This is a genomic window from Clostridium guangxiense (assembly GCF_021043395.1).
GTDB lineage: Bacteria > Bacillota > Clostridia > Clostridiales > Clostridiaceae > Clostridium_S > Clostridium_S guangxiense.
In genome coordinates, this window is record NZ_JAJNKE010000008.1 from 52,973 (window position 1) to 78,259 (window position 25,287).

The 25,287-nt window shown below is 31.7% G+C and carries 18 protein-coding genes; 14 read left to right on the forward strand and 4 right to left on the reverse strand.

Annotated features, from left to right (window positions below; translation table 11 throughout):
- Positions 1-201 precede the first annotated feature (201 nt).
- Positions 202-1,680, reverse strand: a complete 1,479-nt coding sequence (locus LQK79_RS07340; protein WP_053241387.1) for a nicotinate phosphoribosyltransferase — start codon at positions 1,678-1,680, stop codon at positions 202-204.
- A gap of 246 nt (positions 1,681-1,926) precedes the next feature.
- Entirely contained in the window at positions 1,927-3,234 is a 1,308-nt protein-coding gene (locus LQK79_RS07345; RefSeq protein ID WP_231016119.1) for a lactate racemase domain-containing protein, read from the reverse strand.
- A 295-nt stretch (positions 3,235-3,529) separates the two neighbouring features.
- On the opposite strand from LQK79_RS07345, the gene LQK79_RS07350 reads away from it, so the two are divergent.
- The gene (locus tag LQK79_RS07350) at positions 3,530-5,530 is read left to right on the forward strand and encodes an ATP-dependent helicase (protein WP_231016080.1); all 2,001 of its coding nucleotides are present in this window, start codon (positions 3,530-3,532) and stop codon (positions 5,528-5,530) included.
- A 166-nt stretch (positions 5,531-5,696) separates the two neighbouring features.
- On the opposite strand, the gene LQK79_RS07355 is transcribed toward LQK79_RS07350, so the two are convergent.
- The gene (locus tag LQK79_RS07355) at positions 5,697-6,452 is read right to left on the reverse strand and encodes a DeoR/GlpR family DNA-binding transcription regulator (RefSeq protein ID WP_053241389.1); all 756 of its coding nucleotides are present in this window, start codon (positions 6,450-6,452) and stop codon (positions 5,697-5,699) included.
- A 404-nt stretch (positions 6,453-6,856) separates the two neighbouring features.
- Here LQK79_RS07355 and LQK79_RS07360 point away from each other — a divergent pair, with 404 nt between their 5' ends.
- The 8 genes from LQK79_RS07360 to LQK79_RS07395 all read left to right on the forward strand — a co-directional run bounded on the left by LQK79_RS07360 (position 6,857) and on the right by LQK79_RS07395 (position 16,332).
- A complete protein-coding gene (locus LQK79_RS07360; RefSeq protein WP_231016081.1) occupies positions 6,857-8,011 on the forward strand; it encodes an iron-containing alcohol dehydrogenase in 1,155 nt (384 codons plus the stop codon).
- A 10-nt stretch (positions 8,012-8,021) separates the two neighbouring features.
- Positions 8,022-8,867: a class II fructose-bisphosphate aldolase gene (locus LQK79_RS07365; RefSeq protein ID WP_231016082.1), complete on the forward strand. Its 846-nt coding sequence runs from the start codon at positions 8,022-8,024 to the stop codon at positions 8,865-8,867.
- 11 nt (positions 8,868-8,878) lie between these two features.
- On the forward strand, positions 8,879-9,895 hold the full coding sequence (iolC, locus tag LQK79_RS07370) for a 5-dehydro-2-deoxygluconokinase (protein ID WP_053241392.1): 1,017 nt from the start codon (positions 8,879-8,881) through the stop codon (positions 9,893-9,895).
- 19 nt (positions 9,896-9,914) lie between these two features.
- Positions 9,915-10,715: a 5-deoxy-glucuronate isomerase gene (locus tag LQK79_RS07375; protein ID WP_053241393.1), complete on the forward strand. Its 801-nt coding sequence runs from the start codon at positions 9,915-9,917 to the stop codon at positions 10,713-10,715.
- A gap of 30 nt (positions 10,716-10,745) precedes the next feature.
- Positions 10,746-12,692, forward strand: a complete 1,947-nt coding sequence (gene iolD / locus LQK79_RS07380) for a 3D-(3,5/4)-trihydroxycyclohexane-1,2-dione acylhydrolase (decyclizing) (protein ID WP_231016083.1) — start codon at positions 10,746-10,748, stop codon at positions 12,690-12,692.
- Positions 12,693-12,763: 71 nt separating this feature from the next.
- Positions 12,764-13,780: an inositol 2-dehydrogenase gene (gene iolG / locus LQK79_RS07385; protein ID WP_053241394.1), complete on the forward strand. Its 1,017-nt coding sequence runs from the start codon at positions 12,764-12,766 to the stop codon at positions 13,778-13,780.
- A 25-nt stretch (positions 13,781-13,805) separates the two neighbouring features.
- Positions 13,806-14,702, forward strand: a complete 897-nt coding sequence (iolE, locus tag LQK79_RS07390; protein ID WP_231016084.1) for a myo-inosose-2 dehydratase — start codon at positions 13,806-13,808, stop codon at positions 14,700-14,702.
- A gap of 217 nt (positions 14,703-14,919) precedes the next feature.
- Positions 14,920-16,332 carry a sugar porter family MFS transporter gene (locus LQK79_RS07395; protein ID WP_231016085.1) on the forward strand — a complete coding sequence of 471 codons (1,413 nt, stop codon included), beginning with the start codon at positions 14,920-14,922 and terminating at the stop codon, positions 16,330-16,332.
- Between the two features lie 95 nt (positions 16,333-16,427).
- On the opposite strand, the gene LQK79_RS07400 is transcribed toward LQK79_RS07395, so the two are convergent.
- Positions 16,428-16,745: a hypothetical protein gene (locus LQK79_RS07400; protein WP_231016086.1), complete on the reverse strand. Its 318-nt coding sequence runs from the start codon at positions 16,743-16,745 to the stop codon at positions 16,428-16,430.
- 170 nt (positions 16,746-16,915) lie between these two features.
- Between LQK79_RS07400 and LQK79_RS07405 the strand changes: the two genes are divergently transcribed.
- From LQK79_RS07405 to LQK79_RS07425, 5 genes are all read left to right on the forward strand, one after another.
- Positions 16,916-18,913 carry a fructose-1,6-bisphosphatase gene (locus tag LQK79_RS07405; RefSeq protein WP_231016087.1) on the forward strand — a complete coding sequence of 666 codons (1,998 nt, stop codon included), beginning with the start codon at positions 16,916-16,918 and terminating at the stop codon, positions 18,911-18,913.
- A 140-nt stretch (positions 18,914-19,053) separates the two neighbouring features.
- Positions 19,054-21,117: a cell division protein FtsA gene (locus LQK79_RS07410; protein ID WP_231016088.1), complete on the forward strand. Its 2,064-nt coding sequence runs from the start codon at positions 19,054-19,056 to the stop codon at positions 21,115-21,117.
- Between the two features lie 36 nt (positions 21,118-21,153).
- A complete protein-coding gene (locus LQK79_RS07415) occupies positions 21,154-22,338 on the forward strand; it encodes a M20 metallopeptidase family protein (RefSeq protein WP_231016089.1) in 1,185 nt (394 codons plus the stop codon).
- Between the two features lie 22 nt (positions 22,339-22,360).
- Positions 22,361-23,314, forward strand: coding sequence for a pseudouridine synthase (locus tag LQK79_RS07420; protein ID WP_231016090.1), 954 nt, complete (start codon positions 22,361-22,363; stop codon positions 23,312-23,314).
- A gap of 12 nt (positions 23,315-23,326) precedes the next feature.
- Positions 23,327-24,940: a putative polysaccharide biosynthesis protein gene (locus LQK79_RS07425; RefSeq protein WP_231016091.1), complete on the forward strand. Its 1,614-nt coding sequence runs from the start codon at positions 23,327-23,329 to the stop codon at positions 24,938-24,940.
- The last annotated feature ends 347 nt before the right edge of the window (positions 24,941-25,287 follow it).

Below are 25,287 nucleotides of genomic sequence, written 5' to 3' on the forward strand. Positions count from 1 at the left end.
TGGGGTTTATTTTTCTTAGTAAAACGGAGAAAAATTTTCCTTGATTGTTGGGTAGGTTAAGGAATAGTATTGAAAGAACAGTTTAAATAAAATTCTATAAATCTTAGGGGTACATTTTGAAAAGAATTAGAACTTTTAAAATGTACCCCTCTAGATTTATTAATTTTATTTAATGTTCTGAAATATTATTTCTTAACCTTTTTACTCATTAAAGGTATCAGAGTAACCTTGAAGTAAATTGTGCTTTAAGTTCCAAAGCTTTGAAGATAAATCAACATAATAAGTATGAGGATTTTCAAGACGCAAAACTTCAGGCCAAAGCTTTTCTGTTTCTTTCTCTGCTATATCCCTTATTTCAAGTACATCAGGATTTTCATATTTTTGAACTCCAGCTTTAAATAATTGAACTCTTAAATCTTTTACATAATAGTTTGTAAGCTTCTTCTTTTTCCAGGTATAAACTGGATCAAATATTACAAGAGGCTTGCCTTCATCTATTACTTCATCATCTAAAGCTATTAAGTCACCTACAGCTTTATCTGTTTTTTTGTCAAAAATTCTGTATATCTTTTTAAAGCCGGGAGTTGTTATTTTAGCTTCATTTTCGCTTATTTTAATTTTGGGAATTATTTTACCATTGCTTTCAACAGCAACGAGCTTATATACACCACCAAAAACTGGTTCTGATTTTGCTGTTATAAGCCTTTCACCAACACCAAAGCTGTCAATGCAGGCACCTTGTGTAAGAACATCTTCAATTATGTGCTCATCAAGGGAATTTGAAATTACAATCTTAGCATCTTCATAACCAGCATCATCAAGTGCTTTTCTACATAACTTTGTCAAATAAGTTATATCTCCACTATCTATTCTTATTCCAGCAGGCCTTATTCCCTGTGGTTTTAATATTTCATCAAAAACCTTTATAGCATTTGGAAGTCCAGACTTAAGCACATTATAAGTGTCAATTAAAAGTAGACAATTATTTGGGTAAACTTCAGCCCAAGCTTTAAAAGCTTCGTATTCAGTATCAAATAACTGTATCCAGCTGTGTGCCATTGTTCCTACAGCATTTATACCAAACATCTGCTCAGAAATTGTACATGCGGTTGAGCTGCAGCCACCTATTACAGCAGATCTTGCACCATATATTGCAGCATCATAACCTTGTGCTCTTCTAGAACCAAATTCCATAACAGGTCGTCCTTTAGCAGCACGGCATATTCTATTTGCTTTTGTTGCAATTAAAGTTTGATGATTAATAGTTAACAGTACCATGGTTTCAACAAGTTGTGCCTGAATTGCAGGACCTTTTACAGTTACAATAGGTTCACCTGGAAAAACAGGATAGCCTTCTGGAACTGCCCATACATCACAGGAAAATTTGAAATCTGATAAATAAGTTAAAAATTCCTCTGAAAAATCACCCTTGCTTCTTAAATATTCTATATCATCATCAGTGAATTTTAAAGCTGACAGATACTCTACTAGCTGTTGAACGCCTGCCATTATGCAGTATCCACCGTTATCTGGGATTTGTCTAAAAAACATGTCGAAATAAGTTGTTTTGTTTCCAAGTTTTTTATCTAAGTATCCATTTCCCATAGTTAGTTCGTAAAAATCAACAAGCATAGTTAGATTACGTTCATTTCTTACATCAAAGTTCTTTCTATATTCCATAAAAAAATCTCCCATCATAAACTAAATAGGCTAATCATAGTTTATTTATTTTTAAACAAGCATGCCCTACATTTAATCATGCGAGCATGTTTATTATATATTTTAATACCATATCGTTATTATTACAATACTTTTGTATATACAAAGAATATTCTAAGGATATTGTAACCAAGCATTTAGCGAGTTATTAAAATATCTTAGGATTTTACGATTTTTCCACCTTAAATTTATAGAGTTTTTTTAATGTTAGAAAGCATTGTTACTTACCTTAATCTTAGGGAGAGTGTTAGCAGCCTGTGGCATAAGGGTGATTGCGGCATCTTTGCTGTTTGTTTTATAAGCTAGCTCTAAAGCTTCCTCTATGGTTTTAACAACGGTTACGTTTGTCCTTTTAAGTAAATCGGGATTTAAAGAAGATACTAAAATGACATTGAACTTATCTGCACTTTCGCAGAAATAGTAGCCAACGTATTTTGAAATGCTGTATTTATTTCTAAGATCCTTTTCCCTTTCCTCTGAGGTATCAAAGTTCAAAAGCATAGATTGCATTTCTTCGTCGCCGCCAAGACCTTCACTACATTCAGATAAAATTATGACTGTACCATTATCTTTGGTTGCTGTTCTAGCATTTATCATGGTTTTTATAGATTGATATAAATTAATGTCTTTTGGATATCCTCCAGCGGTGGCAATGGTAATATCGGCTTTTTTAGATATGTTAACACCGTCCTTATCATCTACCATCTGACGTCCTTTAGCATGTGCAGATATGTAATTCCCGGATACTGCACCAACAATATTACCATCCTTATCTACTACTACGTTAAACATAAAATCAGGTTTTACAAAGCTTGCAGCCTCAAGCATGTCTATATGTACAGGATTATTTTCTATGTTTCCAGAACGAACAGTTGGGTAAGTCCCGCCTCCAAAATCCTTGCTTAAGGACAAAGCGTGATTTGCCATTATTGTTTCATAAGAAGCTATCCCTGGAAGTATAGTTTTCTTACCGCCACTCCAGCCAACTAGAAAGTGATATATTATTCCACCAGTTATAACGATATGATCACAATTTAATGCTATTTTATTTATTGAAACTGGTGTGCCATAGTTGGTTTTGCCTAAATAAACTAAGCTATCTTTGTCAAGGCAGTCATGATCAATTACCTTAAATCTTTTAGAAAGCTCTTTTCCTAAAAGTTTTTCATGTTCTTCAGCTGTTTGTCTTCTATGAGTTCCTGTAGCGGATAAAAAAGTTATATCCTTGTCTTGCACTCCACCAGCATTTATTTCGTCTACAAGGTGAGAAAGATACTTATCTGTTCTTTGCCATGCTCTTGTTACATCTGGTATGACTATACAAACAGTTTCCCCAGAATGTACTAATTCTTTTAATCTAGCACTATCTGTTGGGTGTTCTATTGCATCCTGTATAATTTGATCTTCTGATTTTGTAACTTCAAATTTATTGCTTTTTATTACTTGAATTACGTTTTTTTCATGTACCGGAATATCTATTTCTAAATTTCCGTATTTCATTTTTTTGTCCATAATAGCCCTCTTTTCATAAATGTTATAATTGTATTAAAGAAAAAACGAGTATAAAATTTAACTTATATATTTGTGAAGAGACTTAGCATGGATGAGTCTTTCAGAATATATAAGTTAATAATTAAACTGCTTTTCTTATATACAAATATAAAATAATTATTTAAATTTTACTACTGACGAGTAGTATGTCAATAGAAAATATAAAAAAATAAAAAACTATTAAAAAATAGCACATATGTTATCTAAAATGAAAAAAATGCACATAATTAATGTAGAATATATATTATAAGGAGAAATTATGAAATACAAATTAGATGATTCACAAAAGAATGCAGTTATTGCAAATGAAAAGAATATACTTGTTGTTGCAGCGCCTGGTTCTGGAAAGACGCTTGTTATAATAAATAGAACTGCATATTTGATAAAAAATAGAGGGATATCACCTAAAAATATCATTGTTATAACTTTTACTAAAGCCGCAGCTAAAAATATGAAAGAAAGGTATATTAAGATTTATGGAGAAAAGTATACACCTTTTTTTGGAACCTTTCATGGCTTGTTTTATAAAATATTGAAAAGATACAAGGGAAGCATAAAAATAATTGAGGAGTATGAAAAGTACAGACTTATTCGAGGTATTTTATTAAAGTATATGGACGAAATAAGTGATGATAAAATAAAAGAAGTTGTAAATGATATATCTTTGATGAAAAGCAGGCAGGAAGCTATAAACGATTTTAAATCCCATGTCGATTTAGAGGTTTTTAAGGAATGTGTTGAAGGCTATAATAGATATAAAGAAGAAAATGAACTTATGGATTTTGATGATTTACAGATAGAATGCATAAAATTATTTAAGGAAAATAAAAAGCTTCTTCAAGGTTATGGCAAGCTTTTTAAGCATATTTTAGTAGATGAATTTCAAGATGTAGATTCGCTTCAAATAGAACTTCTTAAAATGTTTAATGATACAAGTAACATATATGCAGTTGGTGATGAGGATCAGTGCATTTATTCCTTTAGAGGTTCAAAACCTGAATGTATGGTGGAGTTTCAAAATATATTTAATGGTGGACAGAAGGAGTATTTAAATACTAATTACAGAAGTGTAAATAATATTATTGAAATATCAAAGAAACTTATAGGTAATAACATTATGAGAAACTCAAAAGATATAAATTCATTTAAGAGCTCTAATGGAAACATAACTGTTATTAATAGTAAAAATGAAAATGGTGAAGCGGAAAAAATAACCTTGGAAATACATAAGATAAAGGCGGCATCGGGGTGTAATTATTCTGACATCGCTGTGCTTTATAGAACTAATGTGGAAAGTAGAAGTTTAATTGATAGTTTTATAAGAAGAAATATTCCTTTTACATTTTTAGACAGAGAGTATAATTTTTTTCAACATTTTATATGTAAGGATTTAATCGCATATTTAAAACTCAGCATAGATGGATGTAACAGAGAAAGTTTTCTTAGGATAATAAATAAACCTTTTAGATATATTAGTAAACTTGCACTTGAAAAAATTAGAAGAGGGACTTATAAGGAAAATTGTTTCGATGCATTAAAGGACATAGATGATATTCCTGTTTTTCAACTGAACGCTATAGATAAGCTTAAAAAGGACATAGTTTCATTAAATAAGATGTCGCTTTTAAGTGCGGTGCAGTATATTATTTCGGACTTGGGATATGCCGATTATGTAAAAGAGTATTCAACAAAGTATGGAATTGATGTAAATGAGCTTAATGATATAATGGAGGAATTTAAAAGTTCTTGTGAAGGTTACAGTACTATAATCACTTTTTTAGTCCATGTTGATAAAGTAGCAGAGACGATGAAGAAGGGTAGATTTTGTAGGGATGAAGATAGAGTAATTTTAAGTACTATACATGGCGTAAAGGGTATGGAATTTAAAAATGTATTTATAGTAAACTGCGTGGAGGATAACATTCCACATAAAAATAGTATTCCAGATAATATTGAAGAGGAAAGAAGACTTTTTTATGTTGGAATTACAAGGGCAATAGATAACTTGTGGCTTTGCATAACAAATGAGGTAAAGGGTAGTGTGAGAAAGCCCTCGAGATTTATAGCAGAATGTAAACTTCAAGAAAACGGAGTAGAACTTGCCTTTAAAAAGGGAGATATCGTGGAGCATATGGCTTTTGGTAGAGGAAAGATAGTAAATATGACTGCTGAGGTTACGGAAATTCAGTTTGAAAATGCGGTGAGGAAGTTTGATACTACGGTGCTGGTTAATTGTGATTTGGTTAAAAAAGTATACTGATCATCAGTGTATAAATACATTCCTTTTTAAAGTAGGAGATTGAGCTTTTTTAAATTTTCCTACCTAAAAGAAAGCCATCGGCTTAGTTGAGGTTGTTAAACTAAGATGGACAACTTCAATAAGTTGATGGCTATTTATTTAACTTCATTAATTTGATAAAAATAGTTTATTCAGATATGATTAGGTTTATCATATTTTTTTTAATAAAGTCTACATATTCACTAGGTGGAGTTTTATCTGTTATTAAATAGTCTATATCGCTCAAATTACAATAGGTTATTAAAGAGCAAACATCGAATTTTGAATAATCAGCTAGTACAAATACCTTATTGCTTTTTTTTACAGCCATTTTTTTTATCTCTCCCTCAAGAGGAGAAGAATTTGTAATTCCATTAGTTGTTGATATACCTGTAGTGGCCATAAATGCTTTGTTTATATTATAATTTTTGAGCAAATTTAGTGAATCTATTCCTGCAAAAGAATTGGTTTCTCTAACCAAGGTACCTCCAGTAGAGATTATATTTAAATTTTCATATTTAGTGGAGTTTGTGATGAAAATTAAATTGTTAGTTATTATAGTTAGATTGTTTTTATCCTTTAGAAAATCCACCATATTTACTGTGGTTGTGCCAGAGTCTATAAATATTATGTCTCCATCATTAACAAAATTTGAAGCTGCTTTAGCTATTAAGGTTTTAGAAAAACTATTCTTTATTTGTCTTTCATTAAAAGGTACTAGCGAATTGAAGTTAACAGATACTCCTCCATATACCTTTTTTATATTTCCTCTTTTGATTAACTCTTGAATATCTCTTCTTATAGTATTTTTAGAGACTTTAAAAATATCAGTTAGTTTATCAAGGGTCACAGTATCATTTTCTAAAACATACTCTTCTATTTGGTTCATTCTCGTTGATTTCATAGGCTTTCTCCTTTTGACAAAGTCTCATAAATATATTTATTGTGTAGAATAAATGTTTTTATGATGTAATTTGAAATTTTATTACTATTGAGTAAGTTCAAGTCTTTATACTATATATTATACATTAAAATTCATAAAAGTAAACAATTAATTGGTGGATTTAGTTACAATATAGCCAAAACATACTCATAAAGTTGCTAAGAATACAATAAAAATAAAAAAATATCAAAAAAATCGTGGGAATTATTGACAACGTAATGCCACAGTGATAATATATAACCAAACGTAATTACAATATAACCAAAACATAATTATGAAATAATCAATACATAATTATAATATAACCATAATATAATTATAATATAACGATGCAGTGATAAATATAATGAGGAGAGGGTGAATAAATGAGTAATTTATTTTTGATGCCAAGGTATGCTTTCACAGGAGAAGGAGCTTTAAATACAGCAGGTGAAAAAATAAAATCACTTGGTAGTAAAGCTTTAATTATAACAGATGATGTTATGATGAAATTAGGAAGTGTGAACAATGTTACAAGCTTATTGGAAAAAGAAAATGTAGAGTTTTTTATTTATCATGAAGTAAATGGTGAACCTACTGATATTATGGTTAACAATGGAATTAAGAAATATAAAGAGGAAGATTGCGATTTCTTAATAGCATTAGGGGGAGGTAGTCCTATTGATACAGCAAAAGCTGTGGGAGCAATGATAACTAATTCTGGCAATATAAATGATTATCTAGGAAAAGTAATACAAAAAGAAACACCTCCACTGGTTGCTATACCAACAACAGCAGGAACAGGTTCAGAGGCAACTCAATTTACTATAATAACTGATACCAATAGAAATATAAAAATGCTTTTGAAAGGACCTTATTTGATTCCAACTGTTGCAGTCATAGATCCTATTTTTACAATGACATCTCCAAAAAGTGTTACTTCTGCAACAGGACTTGATGCATTAACTCATGCAATTGAGTCATATACATCAAAACTTGCACAACCTATGTCTGAAATGTTTTCAATTTCTGCCGTAAAAAAGATATTTAATAATTTGCTTGAAGCTTATAACAATGGAACTAATGTTAAAGCAAGAACAGAAATGTCCATAGCAGCACTTCAAGCTGGAATAGCATTTAATAACGCTTCAGTTACTATAGTACATGGCATGAGTAGACCAATAGGAGCTCTTTTTCATGTGCCACATGGCCTTTCTAATGCAATGCTTCTTACAGACTGCTTAAAGTTTGCGTTACCTGGTGCTCCTGATAAGTTTTGTGATCTTGCAAAAGCCGTTCAAATATATAAAGACGGAATGAGTGATATAGAGGCTGGTCAGGCATTTATAGATAAAGTGGGAAAGCTGTGCTTTGATTTACATGTACAAAGTTTAGAAGAGTTTGGAGTAGATAAAAATAGATTTTTCAATAGCTTAGACAAAATGGCAGAAGATGCACTAGCTAGTGGAAGCCCACAAAATACAAGAAGAGAAGTAAAGAAAGAAGATATAATATGCATATATAAAGGATTGTGGAATTGAGGCGAAGCTTATGTCATTAGAAAAATTAGAAAATTTACTAACTAAAGCAGATAAAAAAGGTTATGGAGTAGGAGCTTTTAGCATTGCAAATATGGAAATGGTAATGGGAGTTATAAAGGCGGCAGAAGAATTAAATGCACCTATTATACTTCAAATTGCAGAAGTAAGATTACCTTATTCTCCGCTTCAATTAATAGGACCTGTTATGATGAAAGCAGCAATCAATGCTAAAGTTCCTGTGGCAGTGCATTTGGATCATGGTATTAGTATGGAATGCATAATGGAGGCTCTTAAGTTAGGATTTACTTCTGTTATGATGGATGGATCAAAATATCCATTAGAGAAAAACATAAATTTGACAAAACAAGTTATAAAGGAAGCAAATAAATATGGGGCTTCTGTAGAAGCTGAAATAGGAAGGGTTGGTGGAAGTGAAGACGGCTCTGAAAAAATATCGGCCATGTATACTAATCCCCGTGAAGCGAAAAAATTCTTTGAAGAAACGGGCGTAAATGCACTGGCTGTAGGAATTGGAAATGCCCATGGAGTATACAAGGGTTCACCTAATTTAAATTTTGAAGTGCTTAAAGATGTAGATGAGAATGTAAACGTACCACTAGTACTCCATGGAGGATCAGGTATAAGTGCTGATGATTTTAGAAAATGTGTATCTTTGGGAATCAGAAAGATAAATATAGCAACTGCTACATTTATGTCTGTCGCTAGAAATGTAAAGGCGCTTTGTGAAAAATGTGACAGCGTTGATTATTTTAAATTGCATGAAGCTGAGATTAATGGCGCTTACCTAAATGCAAAGAAGCATATTGAAATATTTGGAACTGAAAATAAAGCGTAGGGGGGATAAAAATGAAGTATATTGAATTTGATAATAATAGAAAATTTGATGTAATACCACTTGGAAGAGCAGCAATAGACTTTAATCCAGTAGATATAAATAAAACTTTGGCTGAAAGCACAACTTTCAAAAAGTATCTAGGAGGTTCGCCTGCAAACGTAGCAGTTGGACTTGCAAGATTAGGGAAAAAAGTAGGCTTTATAGGAAAGGTATCAAATGATAGATTTGGTGATTTTATAATTGATTACTTTAAAAAAGAAGGAATAGATACATCGCAAATTTGTAGAGCAAAAAATGGTGAATCCTTAGGACTTACATTTACAGAAATATTAAGTCCTATAGAGAGCAGTATTTTAATGTATAGAAATAGCATTGCAGATTTAAGTCTTAATGTAGATGAAATTGATGAAGAATATATAAAAAATGCAAAGGCTATTTCAATATCAGGAACAGCATTAGCACAAAGTCCATCTAGAGAGGCTGCCCTAAAAGCATTAGAATATGCTAAAAAGCATAATACAGTAGTTATTTTCGATATAGATTATAGAGAATATAATTGGCATAATAAAGATGAAATTGCAATTTATTATTCTATAGTTGGAAAAAGTAGTGATTTGGTAATAGGCTCAAGAGAAGAATTTGATCTTATGGAAGGACTAATTGCAAATGACAGCAGTGATGAAGAAACTGCTAAAAGATGGATTGGATATGGAAATAAAATTGTGGTTATAAAACATGGTAAAGATGGTTCAACGGCATATACAAGCGACGGAAAGAGTTACAATATAAAACCTTTCCCTGTAAAGCTTTTAAAATCCTTTGGTGGTGGAGATGCCTATGGTTCTGCATTTATATATGCACTTTTAGAAGGATGGGACATAATGGATGCACTTGAGTTTGGTAGTGCTTCTGCTGCAATGCTTGTTGCAAGCCACAGCTGTTCAGATGCAATGCCTACAGCTGATGAGATAAAGGAATTTATAATGACGGAAAAGGCTGAATATGGAGAAATGGTAGCAAGAGCTTAGAGTTAGGAGGAATTTATATATGAGTATGAGTAAATTTGGTGAGTTAGGTTCTTTAAAATATGGAGCTAATAAGATATGTAGCATAGATGGTTCATATAAAGAAATGCTTATGGATATTTCCGTAAACAAATTAAAAAAAGGTTCAAGTGAAGTTTATGAAGAAAGTGAAAAGGAAATAGCTGTGCTTCTTTTAACAGGGAAAATAGAAATAGAATGGTCACATAACAAGAAAGTTATGGAAAGGCATTCTGTATTTGATGAGGATCCATGGTGTCTTCATGTACCACATGGCACAAAAGTAACAGTAAAAGCTGAGGAAGAAAGTGAAATAGTATATCAGGCTGCAAAAAATGAAAGAGATTTTGAAGCAAAGTTTTATTCTCCAAATGACTGCCAAAGTGATGTTTTTGGAAAGGGAGTATGGAATGATACTGCAAGAAGGGTGGTAAGAACAGTATTTGACTATCACAACGCCCCTTATTCTAATATGGTAATGGGAGAAGTTATAACTTATCCTGGTAAATGGTCAAGTTATCCTCCACATTATCATCCACAACCAGAAGTTTATTACTATAAATTTAATAAACCTCAAGGACTAGGGTTATGCCTTACAGGAGATGATGCACATAAGATATCAGATAATAGTTTTGTTGCCATACATGGAGGAGATGTGCATCCTCAAACATCAGCACCAGGATATGCTATGTATTATTGCTGGATGATAAGGCACCTTAAAGATAATCCATGGACTGATAGGATAGATGTGGATGAACATAAATGGCTATGGGATAAAGATGTGAAAATATGGCCTGAAAAATAACTGGTAAAGAAGAATAGGAGGGGATTTGAAATGGGCACAATTAGGCTTACTACAGCTCAAGCGCTAGTTAGATTTTTAAACAATCAATATATAAGATTTGATGGAAAAGAAGATAAATTTATAGAGGGAGTATTTGCAATATTTGGACATGGAAATGTGTTAGGACTTGGTCAAGCATTACAGCAGGATTCTGGAGAACTTAAGGTTCGTCAGGGAAAAAATGAACAAGGCATGGCTCAAGCGGCTGTGGCATTTGCAAAGCAGAACAAGAGGAAAAAGATATATGCCTGTACATCATCTGTAGGACCTGGGGCAGCAAATATGGTAACAGCTGCTGGAACTGCAACTGCTAATAATATACCGGTTTTATTACTTCCAGGAGATACTTTTGCGACAAGACAGCCAGATCCTGTACTTCAGCAGGTTGAACATATAAATAATGCGTCTGTTACCACAAATGATGCCTATAAAGCCGTATGTAAATATTGGGATAGAGTAACCAGACCTGAACAATTAATGAATGCTATGATAAATGCTATGAGAGTTCTTACAAGTGTAGATAATACAGGAGCAGTATGTATTGCTCTACCTCAAGACGTTCAGGGGGAAGCTTATGATTTCCCAGATTATTTCTTTAAAAAGAGGATACATGTAATTCCTAGAAGAAAAGCAGATGATGAGGAAATAGAAGATGCCATTAAATTGATAGTTTTAAAGAAAAAGCCGCTAATTATTTGTGGTGGTGGTGTAAAGTATTCAGAAGCTGGTGAAGAACTTAAAAAATTTGCTTTAGAATTTAATATACCTATTGGAGAAACTCAAGCTGGAAAGAGTTCAATAGAAAGTGATTTTGAATTAAATCTTGGAGGTGTTGGCGTTACAGGAAATTTAGCAGCCAATCTTATAGCTGAAAGTGCAGATCTTATAATAGGCGTTGGAACTAGATTCACCGATTTTACATCAGGCTCGAAGGAATTATTTAGAAATAAAGATGTTGACTTTGTTACAGTAAATGCTTCTGTATTCCATGCTTATAAAATGGATGGGACAAAGGTAGTAGGAGATGCTAAGGCATGTCTTGAACAATTAGGAGCAGCTCTTAAAAAATTAGGATATAAGAGCTCATATACAAATGAAATAGCAGGAGCAAAAGAAAAATGGGCAAATGAAGTAAAGAGGTTATATAGCATTGAATATCCCAAAGCAGATTTTAAACCTGAAATAGCTGGGCAAAATGAAGGATTTTTGAAAGAATTTTATAAAATATATGGATCAGCACTTCCACAAACTACTGTTGTAGGACAAATTAATAAATTTCTAGAAGAAGAGCTTAATGGTGACTATATAGTTATTGGCGCAGCTGGAAGCCTTCCTGGAGATTTACAAAGATTGTGGAGATCAAGCAAGAAATATAGCTATCATATGGAATATGGTTATTCATGCATGGGGTATGAGATATCAGGTGCTTTGGGTGTAAAACTTGCAGAACCTAATAAAGAAGTATATGCCATGGTTGGTGATGGCAGTTATTTAATGCTGCACTCAGAACTTATAACTTCAATTCAAGAAAGAAAGAAAATAAATGTTCTTTTGTTTGATAATTGTGGCTTTGGATGCATAAATAATCTGCAAATGGCAAATGGAATGGATAGTTTTGGAACAGAATTTAGATTTAGAAATGAAGAACAGAATAGACTAAATGCTGACTATGTTCCTATAGATTTTGCAAAATGTGCAGAGGGATATGGAGCTAAGACATATACAGTAAAGACTATTGATGAATTAAAAAATGCGTTGAAAGATGCTAAAAATCAGAGTGTATCTACCTTAATTGATATAAAGATTTTACCTAAGACTATGACAGATGGTTATAATGCTTGGTGGCATGTTGGTGTTGCTGAAGTTTCGAATAAAGAGTCTATACAAAATGCTTATATAAAAAGACAAAAATTTTTAAGCAATGCAAGAAAATACTAAATGAATTTGGTTAACATTTTAAAACACTAAATAAATTTAAAATAACTATAAATTTTAAGGAGATGTATTATATGTTAAAGGTTGGAATTATTGGTGCAGGAAGAATAGGAAAGGTACATGGAGAAAGTATAACAAAGTATGTAAAGGAAGCACAAATCAAAGCAATAGCTGATCCATTTTTAAATGAAGCTCAAAAAGAGTGGGCTAAGGAAAAAGGAATACCATATGCATACACTGATTACAAAAAAATATTAGAAGATCCTGAAATTGATGCTGTTTTAATTTGTTCTTCAACAGATACTCACTCAAAAATTTCAATAGAAGCTATAAGAGCTCATAAGCATGTTTTCTGTGAAAAACCAATAGATCACGATGTGTCTAAAATAAAAGAGGTTATAGATGAACTTAAGAAGAATCCTGGAGTTAAATATCAGGTTGGATTTAACAGAAGATATGATCATAATTTTAAAGCTGTTAAACAAGCTGTTGCTGAGGGAAAAATAGGCCAGCCTCAAATACTTAAAATAACTTCAAGAGATCCAGAACCACCATCAATTAGTTATATAAAAGTATCTGGTGGAATATTTCTTGATATGACAATACACGATTTTGATATGGTTAGATACCTTATGGACAGTGAAGTTGTTGAAGTTTATGCCGCAGGAAATGTTTTGGTTGATAACGCCATAGGAGAAGCTGGAGATATAGATACAGCTATAATAACTTTAAAACTTGCAAGTGGAGCAATGGCAGTTATTGATAACTCAAGAAAGTCAGCTTATGGATATGATCAAAGGGCAGAAGTATTCGGATCAAAAGGTCAAGTTGCTATATCAAATGATTCGGATTCCTCAGCAGTCATATCAACAGAAGATGGAGTTAAAGGTGAAAAACCAATGTTTTTCTTCCTTCAAAGATATATGCAAGCTTATGCAGAAGAAATAAGAGAGTTTATTGATGCTATAGTAAATGACAAAGACACTCCAGTAAATGCAGATGATGGCTTGAAGCCTGTACTTATAGGCCTTGCAGCTAGGAAATCTCTAGAAGAGAATAGACCTGTTAAAATATCAGAGATAGAATATTAAACCTAAAGGTAGGAGGAATTATAAGATGTTTAATCAAGATAAAGTAAAAATAGGAATTTGCCCAATAGGTTGGACAAATGATGACATGCCTGATTTAGGAAAAGAAAATACTTTTGAACAGGCCGTAAGTGAAATGGCTCTTGCAGGATTTAAAGGTACAGAAATAGGAAATAAATATCCTAAAGATGTAAAGGTTTTAAAAAGAGCTCTTGACTTAAGAGGATTACAAATAGCAAGTGCTTGGTTCAGTTCATTTTTAACAACTAAACCTTTTGAAGAAACCAAAAAAGCTTTTATTGAACATAGGGATTTCTTACATGCCATGGGGGCGAAGGTAATAGTTGTATCGGAGCAAGGACACAGTATACAAGGACAAATGGATGTTCCTATATTTGAAGGAAAATACCATATGAATAAAAAAGAATGGAAAATGCTTGCAAATGGACTTAATGAACTTGGAAAACTTGCAAAAGAAAAAAATATGAAGATAGTTTACCATCATCACATGGGAACAGTAGTTCAAACTACTGAAGAAATAGACAAACTTATGGATATGACAGATGATAACCTTGTTTATTTATTATTTGATACAGGACATTTAGTATATTCAGGAGAAGATCCTGTAGCTATAGTAAAGAAATATGCAAAAAGAATAAAGCATGTACATTTAAAAGATGTAAGACCAGAAATGAAGGAAAAAGTGAAAAAGGAAAGTTTAAGTTTTCTTAGAGGGGTTAGATTGGGGGCATTTACAGTGCCTGGAGATGGATGCATAGATTTTGAACCAATATTTAAGGTTCTTGCTGATAGTGACTACGAAGGATGGATGTTAGTTGAAGCAGAGCAGGATCCATCCATAGCAAATCCGCTTGAATATGCAATTAAAGGTAGAGAGTATATTCGTAAAACAGCTAAATTGTAAAGAAAAGATCTGTGCAATAAAGCATCCTTTTTATAACGGTTTCGCGTATAAAATAAAAAGGATGCTTAGAATGAATGAGAAAAAGCTATTTAAAACAATCCTCATACACTAAAAAGATATACTATATGGATTAAAAAATCAATAGTTAAAGTGATGAAATATTTTAGAAAATAGGGTTTTAAGTCAAAGTGTATGTAAATAAATGGGAGGAACCGAAATGGAACAGGATAGAGGTAAGAAAAAATTCTTAAGAAAGATATCAATATTAGCAACTTTTGGATCACTTTTATTTGGCTATGATAGTGGGGTAATTAATGGTGCACTTAGTTTTATATCTAGAAAGGATCAACTTAATCTTACACCTTTAACTGAAGGATTTGTTACGAGTTCTTTATTGCTTGGAGCAGCTTTGGGAGCTGTAATTATGGGACGTTTTTCTGATAAATATGGAAGAAAGAAAATTCTAAAATTACTTGCAGCGATTTTCTTTCTTTCAACTTTAGGATGTGCTTTATCTCCTACTGCAGCAGTTATTATTGTATGTAGATTTATAGTTGGATTAGGAGTAGGTGGAGTATCAGTAGTTGTACCAACATTGCTTGCAGAAATGGCACCTACTGAAATAAGAGGAAGTCTTGTCTCACAAGATCAACTTATGATTGTTACAGGACAGCTCTTAGCATATGTGTTTAATGGTGTTTTGGGTAACGTTTCTCAAAATCCTGGTATTTGGCGTTATATGATAGCGTTGTCATCAATTCCTGCAGTAGTTTTGTGGTTTGGTATGTTAGTAGTTCCTGAGACTCCAAGATGGTTAGCAGCAAATGGAAGAATTGCTGAGGCTCTAGAGGTTTTGAAGGAAGTACGCAGCGAAGCAGCAGCAGAAGTGGAAATTAAAGAAATTCAGAAAAACATTGAATCAGAAAAGCATTTGGAACGTGCTACTTTTAAGGATTTAGGAACTCCATGGATACGTCGTATTGTAGTGATTGGATGCGTAATTGCAATTATCCAGCAGTTTGCAGGAGTAAATGTAATGATGTATTATGGTACAACTCTTTTAGAAAAGTCAGGTTTTGGAACTAAAACAGCTTTGATTGCTAATATAGGTAATGGAGTTATGTCTGTTATTTCATCATGGTTTTATATGCACGTAATGGCAAACAGGTGCAATAGAAGAACTGTACTAATATTTGGATATTGTGGAACCACTGTAATTTGGCTTATTATATCTATAGTTTCGCATGTGTTTGCAGGTGCAGCTGTACTACCTTATATGATAATTACTTTGACTATGATGTTCCTTGCTGTTGATCAAGCTACTATAGGACCATTAACATGGCTTTTGTTATCTGAGATTTTTCCACTCAGAGTAAGAGGAATTGGTTTTGGTGTTGCAACTTTCTTTAACTGGATAGGTAATTTTTCAGTAGGTTTGACTTTTCCTGTACTAATAGCAGCTTTTGGACTTTCTAAAACATTTATAATATTTATAGCACTTGGACTTGTATGTATAGCATGTGTAGCTAAATTTGTACCTGAAACTAGAGGAAGGTCATTAGAAGAAATGGAACTATACTTTAGAAATTATGATAAAAATCTTAATGACATAAATGTTGTAAAGGATTAAAAGAGTTTTAGGATTATTAAATAGAGAATGAAAGTTTAAAAGCTTTCATTCTCTATTTAATATTGGAGTTTAACGACAATTATGTTTATTTAATATTATTCAACAATACCTTTAAACTTCTTAAATATATTGTTAAATATGTTATTTTTACCTGTATTTTGAGAATTATTTGAATATATTTCAGATATAATTAAGTTTATAAGTTTTTCATCTTTTGCTTTTAATTTTTTTTCTTGGCTATCTAAAAGCACTTGTAGCTTGTCAACTTTATTGTTAATTTCAATGTTAGACTTTATTAACTTTTCGTTCGTTTCTATTATTTTAGAATAAAGATCTGATGAATTTAATTTATTACCTTCTTCTGAATGTTTCTTTACATCGCTTGAATCTTCTATATCTTCTTTATAAATCATTTTCTACCCCCTATAAACCTTCAATATAATATCCATATTTTACCATAAGATAAACTATCTGTAAAGGTAACTAAAGATAATTTAGTATTTTGTGTAGTATATATTAATCAGCTTGTATTATAATGAATATAAGTATTTAGTGACTAGTTTCATATATGGAGGATGAATGTATGCAGCTTAAAAATGATGTGCAAAATGAAGGTATTGATAAATGTATAAAATACTTAAAGCTTCTTTCAAAGCAATATCCAACAATTAACGAGGCGGCAACTGAGATAATAAATCTTAAGGCCATATTAAATTTGCCAAAAGGAACGGAACATTTTCTTTCTGATGTTCATGGGGAATATGAACAATTTGTACATGTACTTAAAAATGCTTCAGGAGTAATTAGAAGAAAAATTGATGATATTTTTGGAAATAGACTAATGCAGAAAGATAAAAAAAGTTTAGCTACTTTAATTTATTATCCAGAACAAAAGTTAGATATAGTATTAAGACAGCAAAAAAATATAGATGATTGGTATAGAATTACACTCTATAGACTTATTGAGGTTTGTAGAAATGTTTCTTCTAAATATACTCGTTCAAAGGTAAGAAAAGCTCTTCCAAAAGAATTTTCATATATAATAGAAGAACTTTTACATGAACAGCAGCAGGGAGTAGATAAGCAGGAGTATTATGATGAAATAATAAATACAATCATAGACATAGATAGGGCAAGAGACTTTATAATCGCCATATCAAAACTTATTCAGAGATTAGTAATAGATAGGCTTCATATTATAGGAGACATATTTGACAGAGGTCCAGGTGCGGATATAATTATGGACAAACTTGAAGAATATCATTCAGTGGATATTCAGTGGGGAAATCACGATATTGTATGGATGGGTGCGGCAGCAGGTTCACTTGTATGCATAGCAAATGTAATTAGAAACTCTGCAAGATATGCTAATTTATCTACAATAGAAGATGGTTATGGAATTAATCTTTTACCTCTTGCTACTTTTGCAGTTGAATTTTATGGCGATGATTCATGCGAGAATTTTTTGCCCAAAATTGAGACAGAAAAAAATTATACTGTAAAGGAAATGCAATTAATTGCAAAGATGCATAAAGCTATTGCAATAATACAATTTAAGCTTGAAGGAGAAGTTATTAAAAGACACCAAGAATTTAAAATGGACTATAGACTGCTTTTGAATAATATAGATTTTAAAAATGGGACTATAAAGCTTTATGGAAAGGAATATAAACTTAATGATAATAAATTTCCAACTATAGATACAGAAAATCCTTATAAACTTTTAGATGAAGAAGTTGAATTAATTGAAAAATTAAGGTCATCTTTCGTAAATAGTGAAAAATTAAATAGACATGTTCGTTTTTTGTTTTCTCATGGGAGTTTATATTTAAAATTTAATTCAAATTTACTTTATCATGGATGTATACCTTTAAATGAGGATGGAAGTTTTAGAAAAGTTATTATAGGGGATAAAAAATATAGTGGAAAAGCTCTATTAGATAAGCTCGATATGCTGGCTAGAGAAGGCTTTTTTTACGAAACAAGCTCAAAAGAAAAACAAGTTGCTGTTGATATGATTTGGTATCTATGGACAGGACCTTTTTCACCACTTTTTGGTAAAGAAAAAATGACTACCTTTGAAAGGTATTTTATTGATGATACCAAAACACATTATGAGAAAAAGGACCCATATTATTTTTATAGAGATAATGCTGAAATATGCAATAAAATTTTATATGAATTTGATCTTGATCCTAATGAATCGCATATAATTAATGGACATGTCCCTGTAAAGAAAAAGGATGGAGAAAATCCTATAAAAGCAGGAGGCAAGCTCATAGTAATAGATGGCGGGTTTTCTAAAGCTTATCATAGTAAAACAGGAATTGCAGGATATACTCTAATATATAACTCTTTTGGACTTCAACTTGTGTCCCATGAGCTTTTTGAGTCCACAGAAAAGGCGATTGCAGAAGAAAAGGATATATTATCGTCTACAGTTATATTTGAAAAGGCAGTAAAAAGAAAAAGAGTTGGAGACACTGACATAGGAACTGAACTTAAAAGACAACTGCATGAGCTTAAGCTTTTACTTTTAGCTTATAAAAAAGGATTAATAAAGGAAGTTATAAAAAAATAGGGCTAAGCAACAGTATTTTGAACTACAAAAGTTGAATTAATTATTGATGCAGCAGTTTCCAAAATCAAGTTCAAATTTTCATTTATTGAATATTTCAATTTAGTATTATATAATTTTAATATACTTATGAAGGATGGGATATGGAACTTATGAATATTAATTTAGAAGATTTAGTCTTTTCACTTGATATTGGAACAAGAACAGTTATTGGAACTGTTGGAATTGTAAAAGACAAAAAGTTTCACGTAATAGCTGAAAAGTATACAGAACATGAAGAAAGAGCCATGGTAGATGGTCAAATTCATGATATAGGTCTTGTAGCTAAAGCTGTAAATAAAATTAAGACTGAAATAGAGGATGAAATTGGTCTTACACTTAAAAATGTGGCTATTGCAGCTGCAGGAAGGTTTCTTAGAACTGCTGAAGTTAAATCTGAAATTGAAATAGATCAAGATAAAGAAATAGATAATGATTTAATAAGAAGTATTGAGTTAACAGCTGTAAAAAAAGCAGAAGAAGAAGTAAATAAAGATACGGAAGGAAAGCTTTATTGTGTCGGATATAGTGTAAAGAGCTATTATTTAAATGGATATGCTATGTCTAATTTACTATCACATAAAGGGCATAGTGCTTCAGCTGAGGTTATAGCTACATTTTTACCCAGATCTGTAGTTGATAGTCTATATACCGTAATTAGAAAAGTGGGTTTAAATGTAAGCAATTTAACACTTGAGCCTATTGCAGCAATGGAAGCGGCAGTTCCTAAAAATTTGAGGCTTTTAAATATAGCACTTGTTGATATAGGCGCTGGAACTTCAGATATAGCTATAAGTTCAAAGGACACCATAAGTGCCTATGGAATGGTGCCTATAGCAGGAGATGAAGTTACAGAGGTTATAGCACAAAATTATCTTGTGGACTTTAATACTGCTGAAGCAATAAAAAGAAAATGCACTGTAGATGGTGAAATAAAGTATACAGATGTACTTGGAATTGAGGCATCAGTAAAAACTGAAGAAGTTATAAAAGCAATAAAGCCTACAGTTGAAAAGCTTGCAGAAGAAGTGGCAAAGAGAATAATAGAGCTTAATGGGGGGAAAGCTCCTAATGCACTGTTTCTTGTTGGTGGAGGAGCTCATACGCCTCTTGTAAAAGAATTAATAGCAGAAAAATTAGGGCTTCAAGTTCAAAGAGTTGCTATAAAGGGAAGAGATGCAGTAACAGATTGCATATGTACAGATAACTCACTTGAAAGTACTGGGGTTACAGTACTTGGTATAGCACTTGTAGCTATAAGAAGGTTAGGTAATGATTTTATAGATGTTATGCTTAATGACAGCATAGTAAGCTTATTTAATTCAAGAGTTCATAGTGTTATGGATGTTGTTGTGCAATCTGGAATAAATCCTAGACTTTTAATAGGCAAAAACGGGAAAAATATAAGGTTTACATTAAATGGTGATAAAAGAGTGGCATTTGGCACAGTGGCTAAAAATGCTGAAATAAAGGTAAATGGTATTATTTCAAATATAGATTCAGAGATAAAAGAAAATGATAAAATAGAAATTAAATATGCAAAGGATGGTACTGATGCACATCCTTTAATAAGAAATTACATAAATAAGCTTTGCAGTGTTGGATTTTATGTTGATGATAACATTGTAAATTTTGATCCTATTTTTTTAATAAATGGAGAAAAAGCTTTTTTGGATAGTGAAATACATGAAGGTGATGAAGTAGAAACTATATATCCATCAACGTTACTTCACTACATAAAATATTTTGATAAGGATTTAAATAAAGAGTACTATTTAAATAACAAAAGATTAAATGATGATTATGTTATAAGCGAGGATGACAGAATATATACATATAAAGAAAATACCCCTAATGATGAAATTTATGTTGAAGTACCAAAATTTGGAGTGCCCAAGGAAGATATAAAATTAGAGGAAAAAGAAGAAGTTAAAGTTGACGAAGAAAAGAAAGTAGAAATTTCAAATAATGAAATAGTAGTCGTTATAAATGACACTCCTGTAAAATTAACAGGAAAAGATAAATTTAAATTTGTAGATATATTTGATTTCTTTAATTTTGATTTAACAATACCTAAAGGAAGTCTTGTTTTAAAACTTAATGGAAATAATGTTGGATTCTTTGATGAACTGCATGATAAAGATATTATTGAAGTTAGATGGAAATGACTATTAAAACAAAGCCTAAAAGAAAGAAGGAACAAAATGGATTATTTAAATGAAGCAAAAAAAATTGAAAAAGAGCTTATTGGTATTAGAAGGGACTTTCACCAAAATCCTGAACTTGGATTTGAACTTCAAAGAACCAGTAGTAAGGTGAAAGAGTTTTTACAAAAGGAAGGCATAGAATATAAAGAAACAGCGAAAACAGGAATATGCGCAATTATAAAAGGAAAGAATACAGGTAAGACAGTAGCTCTTAGAGGTGATATGGATGCACTTCCACTAAAGGATAAAAAATTATGTGAGTACTCTTCAAAAGTTGATGGTAAAATGCATGCTTGTGGACATGATGCACATACTACTATACTTATGGGAGCAGCTAAACTTTTAAATAGCATGAAAGATGAACTTTGTGGAAATGTAAAGTTATTCTTCGAGCCAGCAGAAGAAACTACGGGTGGAGCACAAATTATGATTTCAGAGGGAGCACTTGAAAATCCAAGGGTAGATGCGGTTTTAGGGCTTCATGTTTCAGAAACTATAGATTGCGGAAAAATAGGCATAAAAAAAGGTGTAGTAAATGCAGCGTCTAATCCATTTCAAATATTAATAAAAGGAAAGGGAACTCATGGAGCACATCCCAATTTAGGCGTTGATCCAATTACCATTGCTTGTAATGTGGTGAACGTAATTCAGACTATAGTTAGTAGAGAAATTTCACCTACAAATCCTTCTGTAATAACAATTGGATATATTCATGGAGGAACTGCTGGAAACATAGTGCCAGATGAGGTTAAAATAGGTGGTATAATAAGGACAATGAAAAGTGAAGACAGGGAATTTGTTAAAAAGAGGCTTGTAGAAGTTGTTAAAGGAGTTGCAAATTCTATGAGAGCTGAAGCAGAAGTAAATATAGAAGAGAGTTACCCATGTCTTTATAATGATGACAGTATGTATAGTTTTATGAAGGAAGAAGCAGAAGAACTCCTTGGCAAGGAAAACGTAATAGAGCTTGAAGAGCCTAGCCTTGGCGTAGAAAGTTTTGCATATTTTTCTATGGAGAGACCATCAGTATTTTATTATCTTGGAATTAAAAATGAAAAAAAAGGTATAATAAACCCGGCTCATGGAAATTTATTTGATATTGATGAAAATTGTCTTCATATAGGGGCAGCACTTCAATGTAAAGCAGCTTTTGAAGCATTAAAAAAACTTTCACAAAAATAATATAATATTCACAGGAGGAAAGATGGAAATAACAATAGGACCAAACGAAGCAGGGCAGAGGGCAGATAAATTTATAAGAAAGTGGCTTAATGATGTTCCACTAAGTGCTATATATAAAGCTTTTAGAAAAGGCGATATAAGGGTAAATGGAAGCAAGTGTAAGGACAAATATATACTTGTAGAAGGTGATGTGCTGCTAGTAAAATATGTAAGCTCATCACCTGAAAAGAAAAAATTTAAGAGAATAGATAACAATTTTAAAGTAGTTTATGAAGACGAAAATATGCTCTTAGTTGAAAAATGGCCTGGAGTGCTTGTGCATTCAAATAAGCCAAATGGAGCACCTACTTTAACGGATTATGCGCTTTCATATTTATATGATAAGGGGGACTATAGACCTGAAGAAGAAGTTACTTTTATTCCAGCACCTTGCAATAGGCTTGACATGAATACTTCTGGTATAGTGGTTTATGGTAAAAATTTTGAGTCACTTAAAATTTTAAATGAGATGATAAGGGACAAAAAAATAGAAAAATATTATTTGTCTCTCGTAAAGGGTAAAATAAAAGATGGAATTTATGAAGGATATATACATAAAAATGAGGATTCAAACATATCTGTAGTATTTGATGAAGAAAGAGAAGGCACTAAAAAAATTTCCATGAAGGTAAAAAACATAGAAAGCTGTGGATCATTTTCTTTTATTGAAATTGAGCTTTTAACAGGAAGAAGTCACCAGCTTAGGGCACATCTTAGTCATTTAGGTAATCCAATTCTTGGTGATGCTAAGTACGGTGAAAAACAGATAAATGCTTATTTTAATAATAAGTTTGGGTTTGACTTTCAATTTTTGTATGCGTATAAATTAGTTTTTAGGGATTGCCCTGAGAAATTAAGCTACATGGAAAATAAAACAATAGCAGAATCTCTTCCACCTATATTTAAAAAAGTAAAAAAAGATGTGTTTAAATTTTAAGGAGTAAGTTTTATGAAAGAACAGTCTACAGCAAAAGGTTTTGCGATATTATCCATGGCAACAATTCTTGGAAAAATATTATCACTTTTATATTTACCATTTCTAGTAAAAATACTCGGTGGTAATGGAACTTATGGAATATACTATGCGGCATATCAAATTTATGTATTTATTTACGTACTTACAAATGCTGGAATTCCAGTTGCAATATCTAAATTAGTATCAGAATTTATAGTAGTAAAAAACTATAGAGATGCTGTGAAAAGTTTTAGAATGTCTAGATTTGTACTTGTAATAATAGGCTTTTCTATGTCGTTTATATTATTTTTTGCAGCTAGATTATTTTCTAATTTAATGAAAGTTCCACAAGCATATCTTGCGGTAATAGCATTAAGTCCAGCTATATTGTGTACGTCTGTATCATCAGCCTACAGGGGGTATTTTCAGGGAAGAGGCAATATGACGCCGACAGCTATTTCTCAGCTTATGGAACAGCTTTTAAATACAATATTATCCTTAATATTTGCTGCAATGCTTCTCAAATATGGAGAAGCTGCTGCTTGTGCTGGAGCTACGGTTGGTACTACAGTTGGAGCTTTTGTTTCAGCAATTTATCTTATAGTAGCTTATGAAAGAAACAAACATTTCAGAATTCCAAAGGAATATTATGAAAAGCAAACCATAAAGCATACCAACAAGCAAATACTTACTAAAATAGCTAATTATGGTGTACCGATAACTGTATGCGTTGGAATGCAAAATGCAGGAAACTTAGTTGATACATCAATTACTATGTCTAGACTTCTAGCTGGAGGCATAAAAGATGATATGGCTAAAGCTCTTTTGGGCACCATTGGAAATTATCAAACGCTTATAAATGTTCCAATTGCAATAATAAGCAGTCTTGCTGTTACTATTTTACCATCAATTTCAGCTTCTGCAGCTATAAGAGATAAAAAAGTTCTTATACAAAAAATAAATTATGCCTTTAGAATATGTTTTTTAATTTCAGTTCCATCTGCTGTTGGACTCTCAATTTTGAGTCTTCCAGTTTATAAACTTATATATCCTATTGAAGGATTTAGACTTATGTTTTATGGTTCAGTTGTTCTTATATTTATGTCTTTAGTTCAAATACAAACAAGCATACTTCAAGGGATTGGGAAAATATATAATGTAACTATTTATTCTATAATAGGTATAATAGTAAAGATATTTGCTGATTACATTTTAGTTGCAATGCCTCAAATAAATGTATATGGAACTGTTGTAGGAAGCGTTTTAGGTTTTAGTACAACTATATTTTTGAATTATAGACTTATAAAAAAATCTATGAAAATAAGAGTTAGAATGTTAAGACATGCAGTAAAACCACTTGTGGCATCGATTATAATGGGGGGGGCTGTATGTGTAGTTTATTCTGTGATTAATTTTTTAATGGGTCTTATAATAAAAAAGCCTTATTTAGACAATCTTGTAGCAGTAATCTTTGCTATAGTAGCAGGAGTTTTTGTGTATTTTATTTTCCTTGCACTTATTAGGGGAATTAGAAAAAGTGATTTGAATTCCTTCCCTAACAAGATTAAAAGACTCATACCTAAAGCGATTATGTCTATAGTACGATAGTTTATCATATTCTCCTATAAAGATAAAACACCTTGAAACTTGAAAATTATAAGTTCCAGCTTTATCCTGACAAATTAGAATTTGTCGAGCACTATAGTGAAGGGTTTTACGGTGCTGTGCACGTAAAAGGTGAACTTTTTTATCTTCAATAAAAAGCTAAGGTTGATTTTCCTCCGTTTCCCTACGGAAAATCTTTAACGTATTTAAATTATTTATTTTTCGTAGAGAAACGGAGAAAAATATTCCTTAACCTTTTGCTGTGGCAAAAACTTTCACCTTTGACAAGCAAAGCTATGTCAAACCCTTCAATTTTCACATAAGTGAAAAAGTTAGTTTTTTAATGAGCA

Bases quoted from the DNA above. Each gene is read 5' to 3' on its own strand.
- LQK79_RS07340 (WP_053241387.1), bottom strand. From the start codon at position 1,680: ATGGAATATAGAAAGAACTTTGATGTAAGAAATGAACGTAATCTAACT.
- LQK79_RS07350 (WP_231016080.1), top strand. From the start codon at position 3,530: ATGAAATACAAATTAGATGATTCACAAAAGAATGCAGTTATTGCAAAT.
- LQK79_RS07355 (WP_053241389.1), bottom strand. From the start codon at position 6,452: ATGAAATCAACGAGAATGAACCAAATAGAAGAGTATGTTTTAGAAAAT.
- LQK79_RS07360 (WP_231016081.1), top strand. From the start codon at position 6,857: ATGAGTAATTTATTTTTGATGCCAAGGTATGCTTTCACAGGAGAAGGA.
- LQK79_RS07365 (WP_231016082.1), top strand. From the start codon at position 8,022: ATGTCATTAGAAAAATTAGAAAATTTACTAACTAAAGCAGATAAAAAA.
- iolC (WP_053241392.1), top strand. From the start codon at position 8,879: ATGAAGTATATTGAATTTGATAATAATAGAAAATTTGATGTAATACCA.
- LQK79_RS07375 (WP_053241393.1), top strand. From the start codon at position 9,915: ATGAGTATGAGTAAATTTGGTGAGTTAGGTTCTTTAAAATATGGAGCT.
- iolD (WP_231016083.1), top strand. From the start codon at position 10,746: ATGGGCACAATTAGGCTTACTACAGCTCAAGCGCTAGTTAGATTTTTA.
- iolG (WP_053241394.1), top strand. From the start codon at position 12,764: ATGTTAAAGGTTGGAATTATTGGTGCAGGAAGAATAGGAAAGGTACAT.
- iolE (WP_231016084.1), top strand. From the start codon at position 13,806: ATGTTTAATCAAGATAAAGTAAAAATAGGAATTTGCCCAATAGGTTGG.
- LQK79_RS07395 (WP_231016085.1), top strand. From the start codon at position 14,920: ATGGAACAGGATAGAGGTAAGAAAAAATTCTTAAGAAAGATATCAATA.
- LQK79_RS07400 (WP_231016086.1), bottom strand. From the start codon at position 16,745: ATGATTTATAAAGAAGATATAGAAGATTCAAGCGATGTAAAGAAACAT.
- LQK79_RS07405 (WP_231016087.1), top strand. From the start codon at position 16,916: ATGCAGCTTAAAAATGATGTGCAAAATGAAGGTATTGATAAATGTATA.
- LQK79_RS07410 (WP_231016088.1), top strand. From the start codon at position 19,054: ATGGAACTTATGAATATTAATTTAGAAGATTTAGTCTTTTCACTTGAT.
- LQK79_RS07415 (WP_231016089.1), top strand. From the start codon at position 21,154: ATGGATTATTTAAATGAAGCAAAAAAAATTGAAAAAGAGCTTATTGGT.
- LQK79_RS07420 (WP_231016090.1), top strand. From the start codon at position 22,361: ATGGAAATAACAATAGGACCAAACGAAGCAGGGCAGAGGGCAGATAAA.
- LQK79_RS07425 (WP_231016091.1), top strand. From the start codon at position 23,327: ATGAAAGAACAGTCTACAGCAAAAGGTTTTGCGATATTATCCATGGCA.